Here is a 17,413-nt window from a genome sequence, read left to right as displayed (position 1 = left end):
TTTAAACAAATCTGTCTCTTTTTTATTTATTAAGAGATATAAATAATGAACATCCTTACTCAGGATCTCCTTTATTTACTTGAGCTAAGAGAAATCGATTCTTTAATATTTCAAGGAAATTGTACACAAGTCTTTGGTTCACATTTATTTGGCGGACAACTTTTAGCTCAATCCTTAATCGCTGCAGCAAAAACAACAGATCGCCCAGCGCATTCATTACATGCATATTTTATACAAGCTGGCAGAACTGATATTCCTATTCTTTATCAAGTATCTGACCTACAAGATGGTTCAAATTTTAGCCGCAGAGAAGTAAAAGCTTTACAAAATGGACAATTAATTTTTATCGCACTCATCTCTTTCGCATATTTTGAACAAGGTCCTGAGTTCCAAGTTCCCTCTCCGGTTTATCCTTCCCCAGATTCCTTACAACCAGAGCAGCACCATAAGTTACAAGTGATTGAACAAGTGCCTGATAATTATAAATCAATATTTATGCGACCTTTTCAATTAGAAATTAAGCCAATTCAATTTTTAGGTTTTAAATCAGAAAGTAAGTCCTCTTCTTATGCAGAATATTTTCGAACTTATGACAAATTTACGTTAAATATAGACTCTGTTATTTTGCATCAAGCTATTATGGCCTATTATTCAGATTACAATTTACTCTCTATTTCTCTTTTAAATCATGGGATTAGTTACTTTGACGACAAGATCAAAGCCATAAGTTTAGATCATGTTATTCTTTTCCATCATGACTTTAGGGTTGATGAATGGTCTCTTTATGATTTAAGTACAAACATTAGTTCACAGGCAAGAAGCTTGAACTACGGTAAAGTATGGCAGAACAATAAACTCGTCTGCAGTACTGTTCAAGAATGCTTATTACGAACGATTTAAATTTTTATAGGTATTTATTAATAAACATCTCTTTCCTCAATAAATACCTTTATAAAAACAGGGCTTGAAAGCCCTGTTTTTTATTTTATTATCCAAAGCCAACTACTGACTTTATCTCAACAAATTCATACAGTGCTTGCTCTCCCCATTCTCTGCCATTTCCAGATTGTTTATAGCCTCCGAACGGAGCGGCAAAATCTAATGGGGCATAATTTAAATAAATTTGTCCTGCGCGAATTTTTGATGCAACTTTTCGGGCATGTTCTATTGAACTACTTTGCACATAACCCGCTAAACCAAAAGGAGAGTCATTGGCTATTGCAATCGCCTCCTCCTCGTTAGAATAACGAATCATCACAAGTACTGGTCCAAAGATCTCTTCCCGAGCAATTTTCATAGAATTAGTTACATTCGCAAAAATAGTCGGTTTAGCAAAATAACCTTTTTCTAATCCTTCAGGTGAACCTAGACCACCGGCAATAATTTCTGCACCTTCATCAATACCAATTTGAATATATTTTTGAACAGTATCAAATTGTTTTTTAGATGAAAGTGGCCCCATATAAGAATTACTAGATGGAGCGCCCACAGTAATACTTTCTGCCGTTTTACGAGCCTGTTCCACAGCCGCTTCATATTTTGATTCATGAATAAGCATTCTGGTTGGAGCAGTACAGGTCTGGCCTGTATTCATCATAATTGCTTTGACACCATTATCTACAGCCTGAACGATATCAGCATCATCTAATATAATATTCGCTGATTTTCCGCCTAATTCTTGATGAACACGTTTCACCGTAGGAGCAGCATCTACAGCCACAGAAATTCCTGCACCAGTAGATCCTGTAAAGCTAATCATGTCTATATCTGGATGACGTGATAAAGCTGACCCAACTTTACCACCATGTCCGTTTACTAGATTAAAGACGCCTGCAGGTACACCAGCTTTATCAAAAATCTCGGTTAGGAGCCATGCTGAAAATGGAGTTTGAGCAGCTGGCTTTAATACCATAGTGCAGCCAGTAGCTAGAGCTGGCAAAACTTTCACAACCACCTGATTAATAGGCCAATTCCATGGAGTAATAAACCCACAAACTCCTATAGGCTCTCTTAATATACGCGTAGTACCTTTTTGCTCTTCAAACGGAAACTTTGACAATGCTTCAATCGTAGTATTCAAATGAGCTAATCCCATCGCTGCCTGATATTGACTCGCAAGCCAATCAGGAGCACCCATTTCTTCACTAATTGCAGCCGCTATTTCAGCTTCACGTTGTTTATATTCATTCGCAATTCCTTTTAGAAGTTCAAGCCGCTCATTGACTGAAGTTTGTGAAAAACTGACAAAGGCACGTTTTGCAGCTTCTACAGCATTATTAACTTGTTTTTCACTGCCATCAGAAATAATACCAGCAACTTCACCAGTAGATGGGTTAATTACTTCAATGTTAGATGTACCTTGTTCATCCAACCAGTTACCATCAATGTAAAATCCTGTATATTTACGCATAATTTCTCCTATTTTAAGGGTTATTCCTTCCTTAAAAATTATTAGATTTAATATTTAGTTTATGAAGATAAATTTTTAACTAAAATATAATTCCAGCTATAAATAATTTCATGTTCAGAACTATAATCCGTTTTACTTAATATTCATTTAAACTATGCAGCATAACTTCGATCAACTATTAAAACAGGTTTAATTGTTTTCCCACTTAATGAGTCAGAAGATGCTGTATTAATATCGTCAAAATCATAGAATTTTATTAATTTTTCATAAGGAAATTTTCCTTGAGCATGAAATTCTAATAATTGGGGAATACTAATTTGTGGAATACCTTCGCCCATGACGACACCAATAATTTTTCGACTATATACAACAAGATCTGCTAGTGTATTCACGGTTAGATCTTTGTTTGTCACAGCAACTGGAGCAGCTACTCCTTTAATTGCTAATGCATCAATAGATGCTTTCATGACTTCAGATATTCCTGTGGTATCGATTGAGTAGTTAACACCACCCCCTTTGGTAATTTCTTTAATTTTTTCTACTACATCTACAGATTTGCTATTAATGACATGAGTCGCCCCTAATTCTTTAGCTAGACTCAGTCTCGAATCATGGATATCAACCGCAATAATTGTTGAGCAACCCATAATTTTAGCAGTCATCATTGCTGCCAAACCTACCGCACCAGTACCAAAAATTGCAATTGAAGAACCAGTTGTTGGTTTCAAACCGTTAAGAACGGTACCTGAACCTGTTAATAAACCGCATCCTAAAGGGCCAAGTAAGCGAAGATCAGCTTCTTTAGGAACTGCAATTAAGTTAGTTTCTTTAACATTTGTATGAGTCGCAAAAGATGATTGAAAAAAGAAATTATTGACTTCTGTACCATCTTCTTTTTTAAATGAGGCTGAACCATCATCACGATGTTTACCCCAATTTAAAGTCATCCAATCTGTACATGCTGCAGGCAATCCATGCATGCAATGATTACACTGCTTACAGTATGCATAAGCTAAAACTACATGATCACCGACTTTAAAATTTTTAATATTCTTTCCTACTTTTTCGACAATACCAGCACCTTCATGCCCTAATACGCCTGGAAATTCATAAGCAGCATGGCCTAATCGAACAGCATCATCAGAATGACAAATCCCTGAAGCAACAATTTTGACTTGTACCTCATCATCTAATGGTTCAGCGAGTTCAAGAGTTTCTATTTTATATGGCTCATTAACTGATTTAACAACAGCTGCTCTAATTTTCATCTTATAACTCCATTTAAGATTTTGATTATTATGGACAACCTAAAATATAAATATTATTTAAAAATATAATAAAATAATTAAGTCATCACTAGAACTCTAACATTAATATCTATAATTGAAATTTATTTAAAATCCACCCTATGGACAACTTAAAAAACAAACAAAAAATTAATTTAATATATTTTATTAAATAATTAAATTTGAAAAATAAATATCACACTCCTTGCAAAAAAATGCAGGAATTAAATAAAATTTACTTAATACAAATGGTTTTATTAGCTTAATTAATATATTTAAAATTATGAAATATACTATTTTTTATTTACTATGTGTGTTGAGAAAAATTAGTTTATAAAAACAAGTGGTTAATTATTATAATTCTTTAAAATAGGCTATTTATTGAAAACCATAGGATCAATTATATAAATATTTTAATTAAAATTAATAAATTAATTTTGACATTTTACTTGCAGTACTCATTATTTTTGGTATCAACTTCTTTGCATATTCTGGTTGAAGTCGCTCTGTACTAGCTGAAATAGAAAGCGTCATATATGGCACTCCTCCATTTTGGGATGGGATAATCGTCGTAATTCCACTGATGTTTGGATAGACTAAGTTTTGAGCGTATATATATTTATCCTTTTTCATTTTATCTATAAAATCAGGTATAGATTTCCTTAAATGTAAATGATTTTCTGAAATCCATTCTATAGGAGCATCTAATTTTGGTTTTTGAATCCAGTATCTTTGCTCTTCTTCTTTTAAATAAGCTAAAAGTGCAATACCTGAATAAGTCGCCGTAAAGGCCTTCAAATCACCTTTATGTATAGTGTAAGGAAAAATAGGATTTTCACCTTGACAAACAGCGACATAGCGCACTCCATTAAATTGTTTTAATCCAATACAAACCAAATCGCCACAGTCATCTGCCAACTCTTGCGCAAATTCCTCTAAAGCATTTAGGTCTAATATAGGAACAGGTGCACTTAGTCCTAAAGTAAATATTTCAGGACCAAGTTGGTATATCTTATTCTCTAGCTGCTGAACAAATCCAATTTTAATTAAATCATTCAATATACGATGTGTAGAAGCATGTGCAATACCTGTCTCAAGTACTAAATCTTTTAAACGCATACCATTTTTAGAACTACTTAAGCTTAATAAAATATGAGCAATCTTATTCGTTAATATCGCAGTTTCACTTCCCATTACTTTATCCTTAGTAAAATTAATAAGATATATTTAGGTCATATATTTCATTAGAACCTTATAAAAACAATATTCCATTGATTTAATTAAATATTTTTAAAATAATTTAAATTACAACAAATTAAAGCAGAAAAATAAATTCATCTGCTTTATCGTTCGAATATGTCAAAAAACAATTACTCTAGATAGCCTAAAAGCGATATCCAAATTTTAACGCATATGCAATTGCGCGGTTATTTTTAAACTCAGCTTGCTCTGAAAATTCTTTAATACCTTCGATTGGTAAATAGTAGCCACCACCTTCAGATTTAGTATCCCCTAACCAGAAATATTTTACGCCAGCAGCAATAAAATAATTAGGTGCTGGATTAAATTGAGCACCGAGTCCAAAAGACCAGTATCCTTTCATGGGTCCAAGCGTTGAAGCAGGACTACCCGAGCCAGAATCCCAACCAATATCAGATGCAATACTCCAACGTTCAGTTAACTGTTGTCCTAACCCAAGCGTTGCACTGTATTGATCTTTTTGGTAGGAATCCAAATCAATCCCTTGTTTATATACTCCTTCCGTTAATGCATCCATATACATTGCTGTAAGAGCATCGTATTGTGCTGGACGAATATTAAATTTTTTCCAATTCACCCATCTAAGACTCATATAAGCAAGCGTCTTTTCAGCAAGACCTGTTTGAAAATCTATATTTACTGATTGAGGCGTTTCGACTTTTGTCCGTGCAGGCGCAGTGTATTGTAATGGCTCACCAAATATATTTTCATCTACTTGAAAATCATATTTAATTTTTGAACGGTAAGTTACAGCTGCTTTAAGTGCAATTTCCGGAATTTGATAACTCCCTCCGACTAGCCAACCTAGCTCTCCCTTTTCTTTAAATTTAGCATTGTATCCATTAAAAGCTTCGGTATATGCCATTCCTCTGAAAGAGACATCTCCTTCAACAGTTTGATAGACAGGTCCACCATAAACTTGAAAGTTTTTAATAGGTGAATAACCTAAAATAAAACTTAAATTTTGGCTTTTTACATTTACAGATGTACCTTCACGGCTGGCATCATCAGAATAACTATTATTAGGAAGAAGTGGATAAGCTGTTTTTGCGGCAAAAGGCTGATCGTAGAGTAAACCAAAACTGAACTGGTCTGTGAGTTGCAACTTTAATGCAGCTGTATAAAATTGATTATCTTGTCCAATATTTCCTGTATCACGACTCTGGTTAGGTCGAACAAGATCTGGCCGATCATGAACTACGCCAGAAACAGAAGGATCAATAGCGAAAGCATTTGCTTCTGCATAATTACCAGCCTCTAAAAAAGGCAATATCGATTGGCCCGACTGTTCAAGTGCAGAAGCCTGACTATAACCACTAAAGAAAACACTCACTGCGCTAAATATAATTGGGCCAGATTTCAACTGATGTCTTCTTTCAAACAAATATTTTATTGGATTATTTGCAATAGTATCTTTCACTATCTCTAAACATGATTTTAACTCAGCACAATCCTTGCTTACCGATTTTTCCATTATTGATCCTTGAATTATAATTCTTGATAAATCACAAATTAATTAGCAATTTACTTGTTCATTTAAATTATTTCAGATAATAAAAATGAACAAAATATACACTACAAAATTAATAACACAGTGTCAATGACATTGTGTCAATATTAAATAAATTATAGCAATGCATAACTATTTTTTCTAAATTAAAGAATAAAGATAAGCTAAAATTTAATTAAAGAGAGAAAGTACAAGCTTTTTCGATGGCACAATTATTTTTTAATTAGTGCCGTATAACGTTGAAACCCAAATATTTTCTAATACCCGAATTACTACCTCTGGTTGAACTTGTGAAGAGTGTCCAAAAGCTTCTGAAAGATATCTTTCTTCAAGCCAAACCAGAGCTTTTGCTGTTTCTTCGACTTCTACATCTTTTCTAATTTTTCCCGCCAATTGCTCTGCCTTTATATGCTGAGCAGCAGCGGTGATAAATTCCTGTACTAAACTACGATAAACGCTCTCAACGTGTTCATCACCACTTGCAGCTTCGACAAAAGCTCTTAACAAACGCCCATGCTCTACATAGACTTTTACAGAATCGACTAAGGCCCGATGTAAATCTTCTTGAGGATTATTACCTTCTAACCATCGGTCTGAAATCTTGAATAGTTCTTTACTAATATTTTGGACAAGACGCAAAGTAAGATCATTTTTATCACGAAAATGGACATAAAAAGCTGGACGTTTTAAACCCGTACGTCGCATAACCTCATCAACATTAAGTTCACGAAAATGATGTTCACTTAAAAACTGTTCAGCAGCTTCTAATATTTCTCGCTCAGATTCTTTTGGATCGTGTTTTGGTCTACGGCGAGCAGCAGTTGTCATACTATCCTAACTCTAATGGGCACGGAGCCATTGTAGGTATTAATAAAAATTTCGACAAGACTTTATTGCTTATATACGCCTATTAATAAATAGTATAAGTTATTATTTTAAAATCAAATACATGAATAAAATTGGTGTTATTATAATTAATCTTTGCAAGTTTTTTAATTATAAATAAGTAAAGCCTAGTTGTTAAAATAGGCTTTACTTATTTCATAGATACTAAAATTTAAGAACCATAGTTAATCTTAGTCGCTAACCAACCATCCCAACGCTTTGTCCAATATAAATCGTGTAATTTAGCAGCTAAAGAATTTTCGTTTGTAGGTGCAACTGGTAAAACCACATCATCAACAGTTTGAATAGGCATAACTCCGCCAGCTGAGCTTGAAGTGAATGCTTCATCAGCTTCTAAAAGCTCTTCCTCTTTCACTTTTGTTATATGTGTTTTTACACCTAACTCATTAGCCAATTCAATAACGGTTCTTCGGGTAATACCTTCTAAACATCCTGAATCTGGCGTATAAATTTCATTATTTTTTATAGCAAAAATATTGGCACCCGCCGCTTCTGTTAAATAGCCGTTTCCATCAGTTAAAACAACCCAATCTTTATCTTGACTACGAGCCTCGTAAAGACCAAGTTTCATATCCATCCAATGGAAATTTTTAGCTGTTGGATCTACAGCTTTTTCAGAAATACGATTGTAGTGTTTACTAATTAATATTTCTAAACCATTTGTTCGACGTTCATCATCTGCTTGGAAGAAGTATGGTGATACAAAAGCGAACATAGCATTTTGCTGCAATACAGGATTTTTTCTACTCGCACTGCTTAAAGGCCCTCTTGTTACGGCCCACCAAACATAAGCATCTTTTAAACCTGTTAATTTAACGAGGTTTGTAAGAATTTCTCTAACCTCTTCGCGACTATAGGGATTTTCAAGAAAGAATTTTTGACATGATGCTTCCATACGATCCAAATGATCATCTAAACGGAAAAAAGCACCTCTAGAAACAGTAACTACATCATATGCTGCATCTGCATGTAAAAAACCCGCATCCATTAATGGGACAGATGCTTCTTGTATTGGTACGTATTGTCCATTACAGAATGCACTTCCATAAGAATATTGCTCTTCGTGTTCTGCACGCTGATGCAACTCATGTTCAGCCATGATTTTTTCGACTTGTATAACCATTTACAACTTCCTTTTGTGTAACACAATTAACCCATAACAAATATGACTTAACAAAATTAAAAAAGCAATAATTTTATAAAAAATGACAGAAAACCAATAATTGATATTATTTAACATTACTTAAAATTTCTAATACGCTATGAATTTCAATTACTTTTTATTTTTTTCCAATAAATATGATAAAAAATAAGTGCATATCGATAATTAAATTAATTAAATAAAATCAATAATTTAAAAAAAATAAAATAATTTATATTTTTTAATATATATTTATCAACAACTTATTTTAAAAACCTTCAAAATTAAACTGTAGAGTTCAATAATTACCTCAAGTCATTGACACTGTGTAATTGATAAATTAATAATAAAAGGATGCCTCTTTTCCTTTACCAGAGCAGGCTTATAAACCTGAATAGATATATAGGAATTAGGCTTTTGTTCATCAGGGTCAAGGAAGAATGAAGATAAAAAATCATCATTTTAGAAATCTAACTGATGCTCAATTTACTGAAATTATGTAAAGAGGAAAAAGATATGAGTTCATCAGATCAAACTGCTATTACTGATGTTTTAATTATTGGTGCAGGGATTGCAGGTATTAGCGCTGCTTACCATTTAAAGAAATATAGACCAAACTCAACGTTTAAAATATTAGAAGGACGTGATGAAATTGGAGGGACATGGAGTTTATTTCGCTACCCAGGGATCCGCTCTGATTCAGATATGCAATGTTTTGCTTTTGGTTTTAAGCCATGGACTAGTGAAAGAACTTTTGGTAGTGCAAAAATGATATGCGACTATCTGAAAGAAACAGTTTCAGAGAATGATATTGAGCAGCATATTTGTCTTGGGCATTCTGTAACAAGTGCGGAATTTTCATCGGATGAAGGTATTTGGACAGTAAAAGTTAAACAGAAAAATCAAAAAAATATTACCACTTTGCATTCCAGATTCTTAGTTCTAGGCACAGGTTATTATGATTACAACGCTGGTTACACACCAGATTTTAAAGGAACTGAAGATTTTAAAGGTCAAATCATTCATCCTCAACATTGGCCTGAAAATCTAGATTATACGGATAAAAAAGTAATTGTTATTGGTAGTGGTGCTACTGCCGTGACATTAATTCCAGCTATGGCTGAAAAAGTTAAACATATCACTATGCTTCAAAGATCTCCGAGCTACTTAATGGCTCTTCCTAGCGTAGATCCTATCGCCAATACTTTAAATAAGCTTTTTTCACCAAAACGAGCTTTTGATCTAATTAGACGTAAAAATATTAAATTAAGTAGAGCTGTCTATAAATTAAGTCGTCAATTTCCAAGTACTATGCGCCGCTTATTAATTTCAGATGTCCGAAGAAAACTTCCTAAAGACTTTGATGTATCTACTCATTTTTCGCCAAAGTACAATCCATGGGACGAACGTCTATGTGTAGTACCCGATGGAGATATGTTTAAAGCAATTTCTTCTGGAAAAGCATCAGTTGTAACCGATCATATCGATAAATTTACCAAAGAAGGTGTTTTACTAAAATCGGGGAAAGTATTAGATGCCGATATTATTATTACAGCTACAGGTTTAAATGCTCTACCATTTAGCCGCATTCAATTAGCGGTAGACGGTAAATCAATAAACTATCCAGACACTACAATATTTAAATCAATGATGTTGTCAGATGTACCTAATTTTGCGTTCGCATTTGGCTATACCAACATCGCTTGGACGTTAAAAATCGATCTTATTTGGAGACACTTCTGTAGACTTTTAGACTACATGGATAAGAACCAATATAGAATTTTTACACCAGTCATCAGTAATAAAAATATGAAACGCGTATCATTTGTCGATTTAAATTCTGGGTACATTCAAAGGAGTATTGCACAATTTCCAAAGGCAGGTACTGAAGGTCCATGGACTTTATTTCAGGATTATGAGTTTGATCTTGAAAGACTTGATAAAGGACCTGTATTTGATAAGGAATTACAATTTAGTCAGATCACACCAAAGAAAAAGTTGACTATAGTTACGACCCCATCATCAGAAGAAACGAAAGCACAAGCTTAATCATACGATAAAAATTTCAGTCTCTTATTTAATCTATAGCTTAATAAGAGACTGAATAAAAACGGAAAAACTATGGAAAATATCAAATTTACGAGTAAGGGAATTACATGTTCAGCATGGTATATTCCTGCGAATACCGATAAGTATATAAACTCAAGAGGTAGACCATGCATTGTCATGGCGAATGGTTTTGGTGGTACTAAAGATACAGGTTTATTAAATTTTGCAGAACCCTTAAATAAAGCTGGTTTTGATACATTTATTTTTGATTATCGTGGTTTTGGAGAATCTGGTGGATCGCCCAGACAAAATGTTTCTTATAAAGCTCAACGTGAAGACTACCAAGCTGCTATTAGAACTGTGCGAAATCTGCCGTATGTCGATCGAAATCGAATAGTACTTTGGGGTACATCTTATTCCGGAGGCCATGTGATTACTGTTGCAGCACAGGATCAAAAAATTTCAGCTGTTATTTCTATGAATCCCGCAACAGATGGTTTGGCCGCTCTTTTTCAAGTTTTCCAATATGGAGGTTTCAAACAATTAACAACTGCTATAGCTCATGGTTTGAAAGATCAACTTAGAGCAGTTATGCTTCAAGAACCGCATACTATTCCAATTGTTGGGCAACCTGGGACAGCTGCAATGATTAGTACGCCTGGTGCAGAAGAAAATTATAAATTAATGGCTGGTCCGACGTGGCGTAATGAAGTCTGCGCTCGAGCAGCCTTAGAAGTAACTAGAAACCGACCTATCACTTTTGCTAAAAGTATAAAATGCCCTGCTTTAGTACAAGTAGGCGCCAATGATCAAATTGCTCCACCTGATGCTGCCAGAAAAGCTGCAAATTTAATGAAAGGTCCTACCGAATTAATTGAGTATCCAATTGATCATTTTGATTTTTACACCACAGTATGGCAAGAAAAGTTACTTAATGATCAAATTAACTTTTTAGATAAACATCTAAATCCAGCTGTCAAAAAATAATTTTAATTAAATATCAAGCATGCAATTTAGTAATAAAATATTGAATTGCATTTTTACAGAAAATATTTTATACAAAATTCTCTTACTCTGCCCCCTTCTTCTATATATTTTAATAGCATCAACCCTCTAGTTTATTCTCAAAATCGGAATAAAATTTAAGATTTAAAATATGGTAAAAACCCAATAAAGTATAAATATTATACTTTATTGGGTTAAAATATTTACTTAAATATTTTATCTTATCTTTCTAATTTCTTTGAGCATTTAGTAAATCAAGAGGATTCATCATTTTGCCCTCATGCTCCACAAATCCTACAAACGTACTACTCATATTCCAGCCCAATAAACCTTTTAATTCATCTGAAAAATTACTCATTGATTCAGGTGGCATAGAAAGGTAATGATTTTCTTCTTGTCTTAAAAAAGCTAAGTCATAAGACATAGTCAAACCAATCCGAGGTTCATTGCTGACATTTTCCCCACCGCCATGATAAGTTGATCCAATCCAGATTAAAGCATCACCAGCTTTCATTTCCGCAGAGACAGTCTCCTCTATTTGAGGTCCTCTTTGATCATCCCATAAATGACTCTGTGGGATCACTTTTGTAGCACCATTTTCTTCAGTAAAATCAGTAACTGCAAACATAATTTGTACGCGTGCTTCACGGCCATATATCGGATGTCGCCACATCCATACAGCATCATCGCGATGCAGAGGTTGAGCTTTTTGACCTGGCCAAATTTGAATGGCTTGAGTCATTCCAATCTGAACATCTGGAATAAGTTCTACTCTATTTTCACCACTCCAAAAATGTAAAGGTTTTTGCAGGATAGCTTTTGCAGTTTCAAAAAAGACTGGATTCATTGCGACCAATTGCATTTGTGGTAAACGAGAGAATAATCGACTCATTCTTCGTGTTTTAGTACCTGCAAAATATTCATCCTCACCATCAGGGATACTATCTAATTGTTTAGATAATTCTTGATAAATTTCTTGGGTAAGTTCTTCATTTAAAAAATTTTCAATAATTACTCCACCATCTCTCATGATAGTAGAAACAATTTCATCGATTTCTGTATCTTTACTTAGTTTCATTAATGACATATGACGTCCTTTTCGTTAACTATTTAATTTTTAAATCAATTTTGCTTTAAGCCTAAAGTTGCAAAAGCATACTTATAGAATATTGCTGCTTGTAATCCATAAGAATCTATCAAACACACAATAAACTACAATTGCTATAGCTTAATTGCTATTTTTTAATAATATAACTATTTTTATTAAAAATAAACTATAATTAATATAGTTTAACAAGAATATTTTTGATTACTGATACCGTAAATTATTTATTGATTAAGTGAAAAAATTTATGAGACTTAAGTTAATTAGATAAACTAAAAAAAATATATAAAATATTGATAAATAATAATTTAAATATATTTATAAATGATATGTTTTAGTAATCAAATCATCATCTGAATTGTGTTTGTGACCAATTTATTGAGCAATTAAGCTAGCTTCGTTACTATAAGTATCCCTATTCTCAAAAATTCTTAGTTTTTTATATGGCTTTTTTAAGTCTGTGATTTAGCGTTATATATATGAAAAATATTAAATTTTATAGTTGTAAAATATTAAACAAAAGCTTAAAGACACTCTATGAACTCTTAATCGTTAAGAGTTCATAGAGGCTTAGTTTTAAGCCTCTAGATTCTTTTTGGGTTCAAAGTCTTCTGGGAAATAACTTCTTAGATAAGAAATCAATGCTCTTTGGGATTCTTTTACAATCTCATCTGGTAACGAGCCATACTGAAAAAAAGCATTTTTCCAAATTCCATCTAAGATATAGACAGCAATAATCATTTTTTCTGTATAACGAGCTTTATTAATCCCTTCAAAGTAATGATCTAGACTATCCATTATAGCTATCGCTAAAGCAGCGCATTGATTTGAATCAACTTCTCTGGTTTCCATTGGTGAATTATTATTTAAGATTAGTTTAGGTACATATGAGTTTTCTCTAAGATGATTCGCACCAATAGATATAAACTGGCAAATTAACTCTTGCCATGATTCAATATTAGGGCTAATTTGTGAACGAATATTTTGTCTCCAGTTTTCATGAACTCTTTCAGTAAGAGCAATCAATATGCTATTTTTATTTGGAAAATGGTAGTAAATTGAAGGTAGTGCAATACCTGTTAAGTCAGAAATTTCCACGAGATTAATATCATTTATTTCTTTTTCTTTGAGCAAAGCTTCCATACAATCCAAAATTTGATTGGTTCTTTCTATTTGCCTTTGCTGGGGCGCACGAGTACGTTTTACACGAATATTATTCACTACAGATCACCACATATAACTTTCATAACCTACTGATGAAATTTTACTTTAGATTAATACTTTGTCCAAACTAATATTTTTATAGACCTCTTCAGTAAATTTACTCCCTTTTCTAATCTATTCAGTATGCGATTCTTAGAAAAGAATGATTCAGATTAGTCATGATAGGCTTGTATTACTATCAAAGTAAACAATAATAAATACAACTTAATAAACAAAAAGTAAAACAAAAAAAATAATCAAGTTATTGATAAACAACTACATTTAAAATAAAAATTATGTGTATTTAATTATTAAACTATAATAAGTATAGTTTAATGCTTATACTATCTTAGCGTCTCAACGGAACTTTAAGTCATTTTTGTCCTAGAACTGAAAAGTATTCTAGATGAAAAATCACTCAATACCTCGCTTATGGCTATGGTGACCAGCCCCAAAAGCTAAAGCAACGCAAAATTAGGCTTTAAATATATCGTTATCTTTTAACATCAAGTATTTGTTGGGATATTGGATAAAACATAGGAAAGTCCAAACTTATTTTTTAATATATTATACATATTAAAATTATAAGAATGGAAACTATTTAAAATTAGCAAAGAATTTTATAGGTCAAGGAATGGAATTTATACTTAAACATGTTACAGAATTTCCTGTAACTTTATTTCCTAAGAATTTGCACATACACCTTCAAAATGAAGGATTCTTATTAATTCGTAATTTTTGGGATAAAAATCAAGTTGAATATATAAAGAAGAATAAATATTTTAAATACAATGATGTAAATCAGTTGTTAGATATTGATACGATTTTAGAGAAAAATTTAATTTTATATAAAGTACAATTGGATTTAATAAGATCAATTAAAAATAATTGCAATTCAGCAACTTATACAAAAGATATTAACTTTAAAAACACACCTAATAATACTCAAAAATTTATGAGCTATATAGAAAGAATGCCCGCTGAATATCTGAATAATTCTGAGATACTTTCTACAATTCAATGTCTAACTAACTTTGATGATGCTGATAGTCTCGAATTAGATTTATTATTGGGAAGTCATAGATGGGAAGATGATCTAAATGCTTTTAGGCTCAGTTCTGATTTATCAGTAAGAGCTTCTATAAATTCAACAGATCTAGCCTTTATCTCTACTCAATTACTCTACAAGTTTTCATCAAATACTTAAATAAGATATTTAAATAGTCAGAGTAGTTTATAGCTCAAGATTAAAAGATATAAACTACTTCATTCACAATAAAATAATATTTTTAATGTAGACCTAGATAGTCTTCTAATTTTTCGAAATTATGTTGCCAAAGTCCACTACCACTAGCTGGAAATACAGATCTAAAACCTATCATTTTTTGAACACGTGCAGGTAATGTTCTGACAATTTCTAAATCAATTGAAAATGCATATGTTTCTTCTGGAGTAAAATAGGCAGGCGTTAATGGCAGTGCTATCCCTCTTCTATATTCAGAATCAGTTTTATTTTCTCCGCCAGAATGAACTACTTTACCATCCCAAATTAACATATCTCCAGCTTTCATGAGTGCAGGAATAGTATCTTCATGTCTAAACCGTTCTTCTTCAGACATTTCAAAATTATCCCATTCATGACTACCAGGAATTATACGAGTCGCCCCATTCTCTTCTGTAAATTCTGTTAAAGCAATCATACAATTAGCAGCTACACATGGACCGCTTTTTCCCATTTTAATAAAAGCTGGGAAATTCTCTAAATCTCTATGTAGTTTTTGCGCAACATTTCCGGGTCCAATCTGAATTAATTGGGTTGCCATTAACCACCAATCACCACTTTCCTTTCTAAAAAAATATTCACCTAATGCATGTATTAAATCGTCATTTAATACTTGTTCTCTAAAAGTTTTACTATGAGTAACTATGATATACGCTGAATTATCAGGAGACTTTCCCTTGGGAGATTCTAGGCAGCCAACTTATAAAAGTCTTCGGCCATTTGATTTGGTGTCTTAAAACCCAAACCCTTTTGAATTCTTCGATGATTATAAAATAATTCAATGTATTTTATAATATCTGCTTTGGCTTCTTCTCTGGTTTGATAGTTGTAATGATGCACTAACTCATTTTTCAGTATTCCCCAAAAGCTTTCAATCGGTGCATTATCGTAACAGTCTCCGCGCTTGCTCATTGAACCTTGAAAACCATATTGCTCAAGTATATTTCGATATTCATGGCTGCAATATTGACTTCCTCTGTCTGAATGCACAATCAGTTCTTTGGTTGGTTTTTGATTGTGAATAGCCATATTTAGCGCATTACAAACAAGCTGTGTTGTCATGCGCTCATTTAAGCTATAGCCAACCACTTGCTTCGTGTAAAGGTCTTTTACCGCTGCTAAGTACAGCCATCCTTCAACAGTCCATATGTACGTAATATCACTTGACCATGCTTGATTTGGTCTAGTCATTGAGAATTGTTGCTCCAGCAGGTTTTCATAGATCGCTCGATTATGGTCACTATTCGTAGTCCTTTTAAAACGCTTGTGTCGCTTACAATACAGGTGGTTCAGCGCTTTTATCTGACGTACAGCGTACATACTCATTTTTATGCCCTGAGCTTGTAAGTATTTGGTTAATCGAATATAACCATAGCTCTGCTTTGTCTCCTCATGGGCTATTTTCACCAATATCGTCTGTTGATTTCGTTGAATCGTTCTTTTGCTCACGCCTCTCTTGAGCCAATCATAAAAACATGAAACTGAAACATGAAGTAATCGAGCCATTAAGGTAATTGGAAAAGAATATCTTTTTTGTTTCATATAGGCGTACCTTACTGACTTTCTTTGGCAAAGTACGCTGCTGCCTTTTTTAAAAATTCACGTTCCATTTCAGCTATTTTGAGCTGTTGTTTGAGTTTTTTATTTTCTTCGAGTAGAGCGTTTAGATCAGGTGAATACTGTTTTGTACCTGCTAAAGTTCCAGCCTTTGCTTTGGTATTCCAATTTGAAAGAGTTTGCATTGAAATGCTAAGTTGTCTGGCTGTTTCCGAGACATTGCCTTGATTGGCTTCAATTAATTTGATGGCTTCAGCTTTAAATTCTGTGGTGTAAGTCTTGTGTTTCTTGCTCATGGTAAACTCCTGATGAGTGTGTTTAGTTTACCAAGTTAAAACCTCCTGTTTTTTCAGCACACATCAGCCAATATTAAGGTTTCAGAGATCGACCAGAAAATTGCGCTTTCTGAATATGAAAAAGCGATTCAGGCTTCTTTCCGTGAAGTCAACGATGCATTAGCTGCCCATGCTCATATTGAAGAGCGTTTAAACGCCCAGCGCCGTTTAGTGTCTGCAACCGATACCACTTATAAACTTTCTACAGCCCGTTTTAGAGCTGGAATTGATAGTTATTTGACTGTTTTGGATGCCCAGCGTTCTGCATATGCGGCTCAACAAGGTTTGCTGGTTCTTGAACAAACCAAATTAAATAATCAAATTGAACTCTATAAAGCCTTAGGTGGAGGGTTAAATAAATAAC

15 protein-coding genes are annotated in these 17,413 nt (G+C 33.2%); 5 read left to right on the top strand and 10 right to left on the bottom strand.

The genetic code is table 11. From position 1 onward, the window contains the following. The first annotated feature begins 45 nt into the window (after positions 1-45). Positions 46-900, top strand: coding sequence for an acyl-CoA thioesterase (locus F968_RS08875; protein WP_004792333.1), 855 nt, complete (start codon positions 46-48; stop codon positions 898-900). A gap of 88 nt (positions 901-988) precedes the next feature. On the opposite strand, the gene F968_RS08870 is transcribed toward F968_RS08875, so the two are convergent. From F968_RS08870 to F968_RS08845, 6 genes are all read right to left on the bottom strand, one after another. Beyond that, on the bottom strand, positions 989-2,410 hold the full coding sequence (locus F968_RS08870; RefSeq protein WP_004792331.1) for an aldehyde dehydrogenase family protein: 1,422 nt from the start codon (positions 2,408-2,410) through the stop codon (positions 989-991). 152 nt (positions 2,411-2,562) lie between these two features. Further along, the gene (locus F968_RS08865) at positions 2,563-3,678 is read right to left on the bottom strand and encodes an NAD(P)-dependent alcohol dehydrogenase (protein ID WP_004792329.1); all 1,116 of its coding nucleotides are present in this window, start codon (positions 3,676-3,678) and stop codon (positions 2,563-2,565) included. Between the two features lie 441 nt (positions 3,679-4,119). Further along, positions 4,120-4,890, bottom strand: a complete 771-nt coding sequence (locus F968_RS08860; protein WP_004792327.1) for an IclR family transcriptional regulator — start codon at positions 4,888-4,890, stop codon at positions 4,120-4,122. A gap of 190 nt (positions 4,891-5,080) precedes the next feature. Further along, positions 5,081-6,430 carry an OmpP1/FadL family transporter gene (locus F968_RS08855; protein ID WP_004792325.1) on the bottom strand — a complete coding sequence of 450 codons (1,350 nt, stop codon included), beginning with the start codon at positions 6,428-6,430 and terminating at the stop codon, positions 5,081-5,083. 255 nt (positions 6,431-6,685) lie between these two features. Next, positions 6,686-7,294: a TetR/AcrR family transcriptional regulator gene (locus F968_RS08850; protein WP_004792323.1), complete on the bottom strand. Its 609-nt coding sequence runs from the start codon at positions 7,292-7,294 to the stop codon at positions 6,686-6,688. Between the two features lie 229 nt (positions 7,295-7,523). Further along, on the bottom strand, positions 7,524-8,495 hold the full coding sequence (locus F968_RS08845; protein ID WP_004792321.1) for an aminotransferase class IV: 972 nt from the start codon (positions 8,493-8,495) through the stop codon (positions 7,524-7,526). Positions 8,496-9,029: 534 nt separating this feature from the next. Between F968_RS08845 and F968_RS08840 the strand changes: the two genes are divergently transcribed. Together F968_RS08840 and F968_RS08835 are read left to right on the top strand one after the other, a co-directional pair. Next, positions 9,030-10,562, top strand: a complete 1,533-nt coding sequence (locus F968_RS08840) for a flavin-containing monooxygenase (RefSeq protein WP_004792318.1) — start codon at positions 9,030-9,032, stop codon at positions 10,560-10,562. A gap of 72 nt (positions 10,563-10,634) precedes the next feature. After that, positions 10,635-11,549, top strand: coding sequence for an alpha/beta hydrolase (locus tag F968_RS08835; RefSeq protein WP_004792316.1), 915 nt, complete (start codon positions 10,635-10,637; stop codon positions 11,547-11,549). A gap of 247 nt (positions 11,550-11,796) precedes the next feature. On the opposite strand, the gene F968_RS08830 is transcribed toward F968_RS08835, so the two are convergent. Both F968_RS08830 and F968_RS08825 read right to left on the bottom strand, forming a co-directional pair. Then, positions 11,797-12,654, bottom strand: a complete 858-nt coding sequence (locus tag F968_RS08830; protein WP_004792314.1) for a phytanoyl-CoA dioxygenase family protein — start codon at positions 12,652-12,654, stop codon at positions 11,797-11,799. Positions 12,655-13,248: 594 nt separating this feature from the next. Continuing rightward, positions 13,249-13,893 (bottom strand): TetR/AcrR family transcriptional regulator, encoded by a 645-nt coding sequence (locus tag F968_RS08825; RefSeq protein ID WP_004792312.1) that lies wholly within the window; start codon positions 13,891-13,893, stop codon positions 13,249-13,251. Between the two features lie 616 nt (positions 13,894-14,509). Between F968_RS08825 and F968_RS08820 the strand changes: the two genes are divergently transcribed. After that, positions 14,510-15,082 carry a hypothetical protein gene (locus F968_RS08820; protein WP_004792310.1) on the top strand — a complete coding sequence of 191 codons (573 nt, stop codon included), beginning with the start codon at positions 14,510-14,512 and terminating at the stop codon, positions 15,080-15,082. 82 nt (positions 15,083-15,164) lie between these two features. Here F968_RS08820 and F968_RS08815 read toward each other — a convergent pair whose 3' ends face one another. Together F968_RS08815 and F968_RS08810 are read right to left on the bottom strand one after the other, a co-directional pair. Beyond that, entirely contained in the window at positions 15,165-15,803 is a 639-nt protein-coding gene (locus tag F968_RS08815) for a phytanoyl-CoA dioxygenase family protein (RefSeq protein WP_081399509.1), read from the bottom strand. Positions 15,804-15,844: 41 nt separating this feature from the next. Further along, positions 15,845-17,010 (bottom strand): IS3-like element ISAba22 family transposase gene (locus tag F968_RS08810; RefSeq protein ID WP_085942227.1). Its coding sequence is split into 2 segments (ribosomal slippage): positions 15,845-16,752 and positions 16,752-17,010, totalling 1,167 coding nucleotides; the frame shifts between segments, so codons are not numbered across the junction. A gap of 45 nt (positions 17,011-17,055) precedes the next feature. On the opposite strand from F968_RS08810, the gene F968_RS19715 reads away from it, so the two are divergent. Beyond that, on the top strand, positions 17,056-17,412 hold the full coding sequence (locus F968_RS19715) for a TolC family protein (RefSeq protein ID WP_322782739.1): 357 nt from the start codon (positions 17,056-17,058) through the stop codon (positions 17,410-17,412). The last annotated feature ends 1 nt before the right edge of the window (position 17,413 follow it).

The sequence above is a fragment of the Acinetobacter sp. NIPH 817 genome, assembly GCF_000368405.1.
Lineage (GTDB): Bacteria > Pseudomonadota > Gammaproteobacteria > Pseudomonadales > Moraxellaceae > Acinetobacter.
Note: the sequence above shows the minus strand (reverse complement) of the source record. Positions and strands in the feature narration are given on the sequence as shown.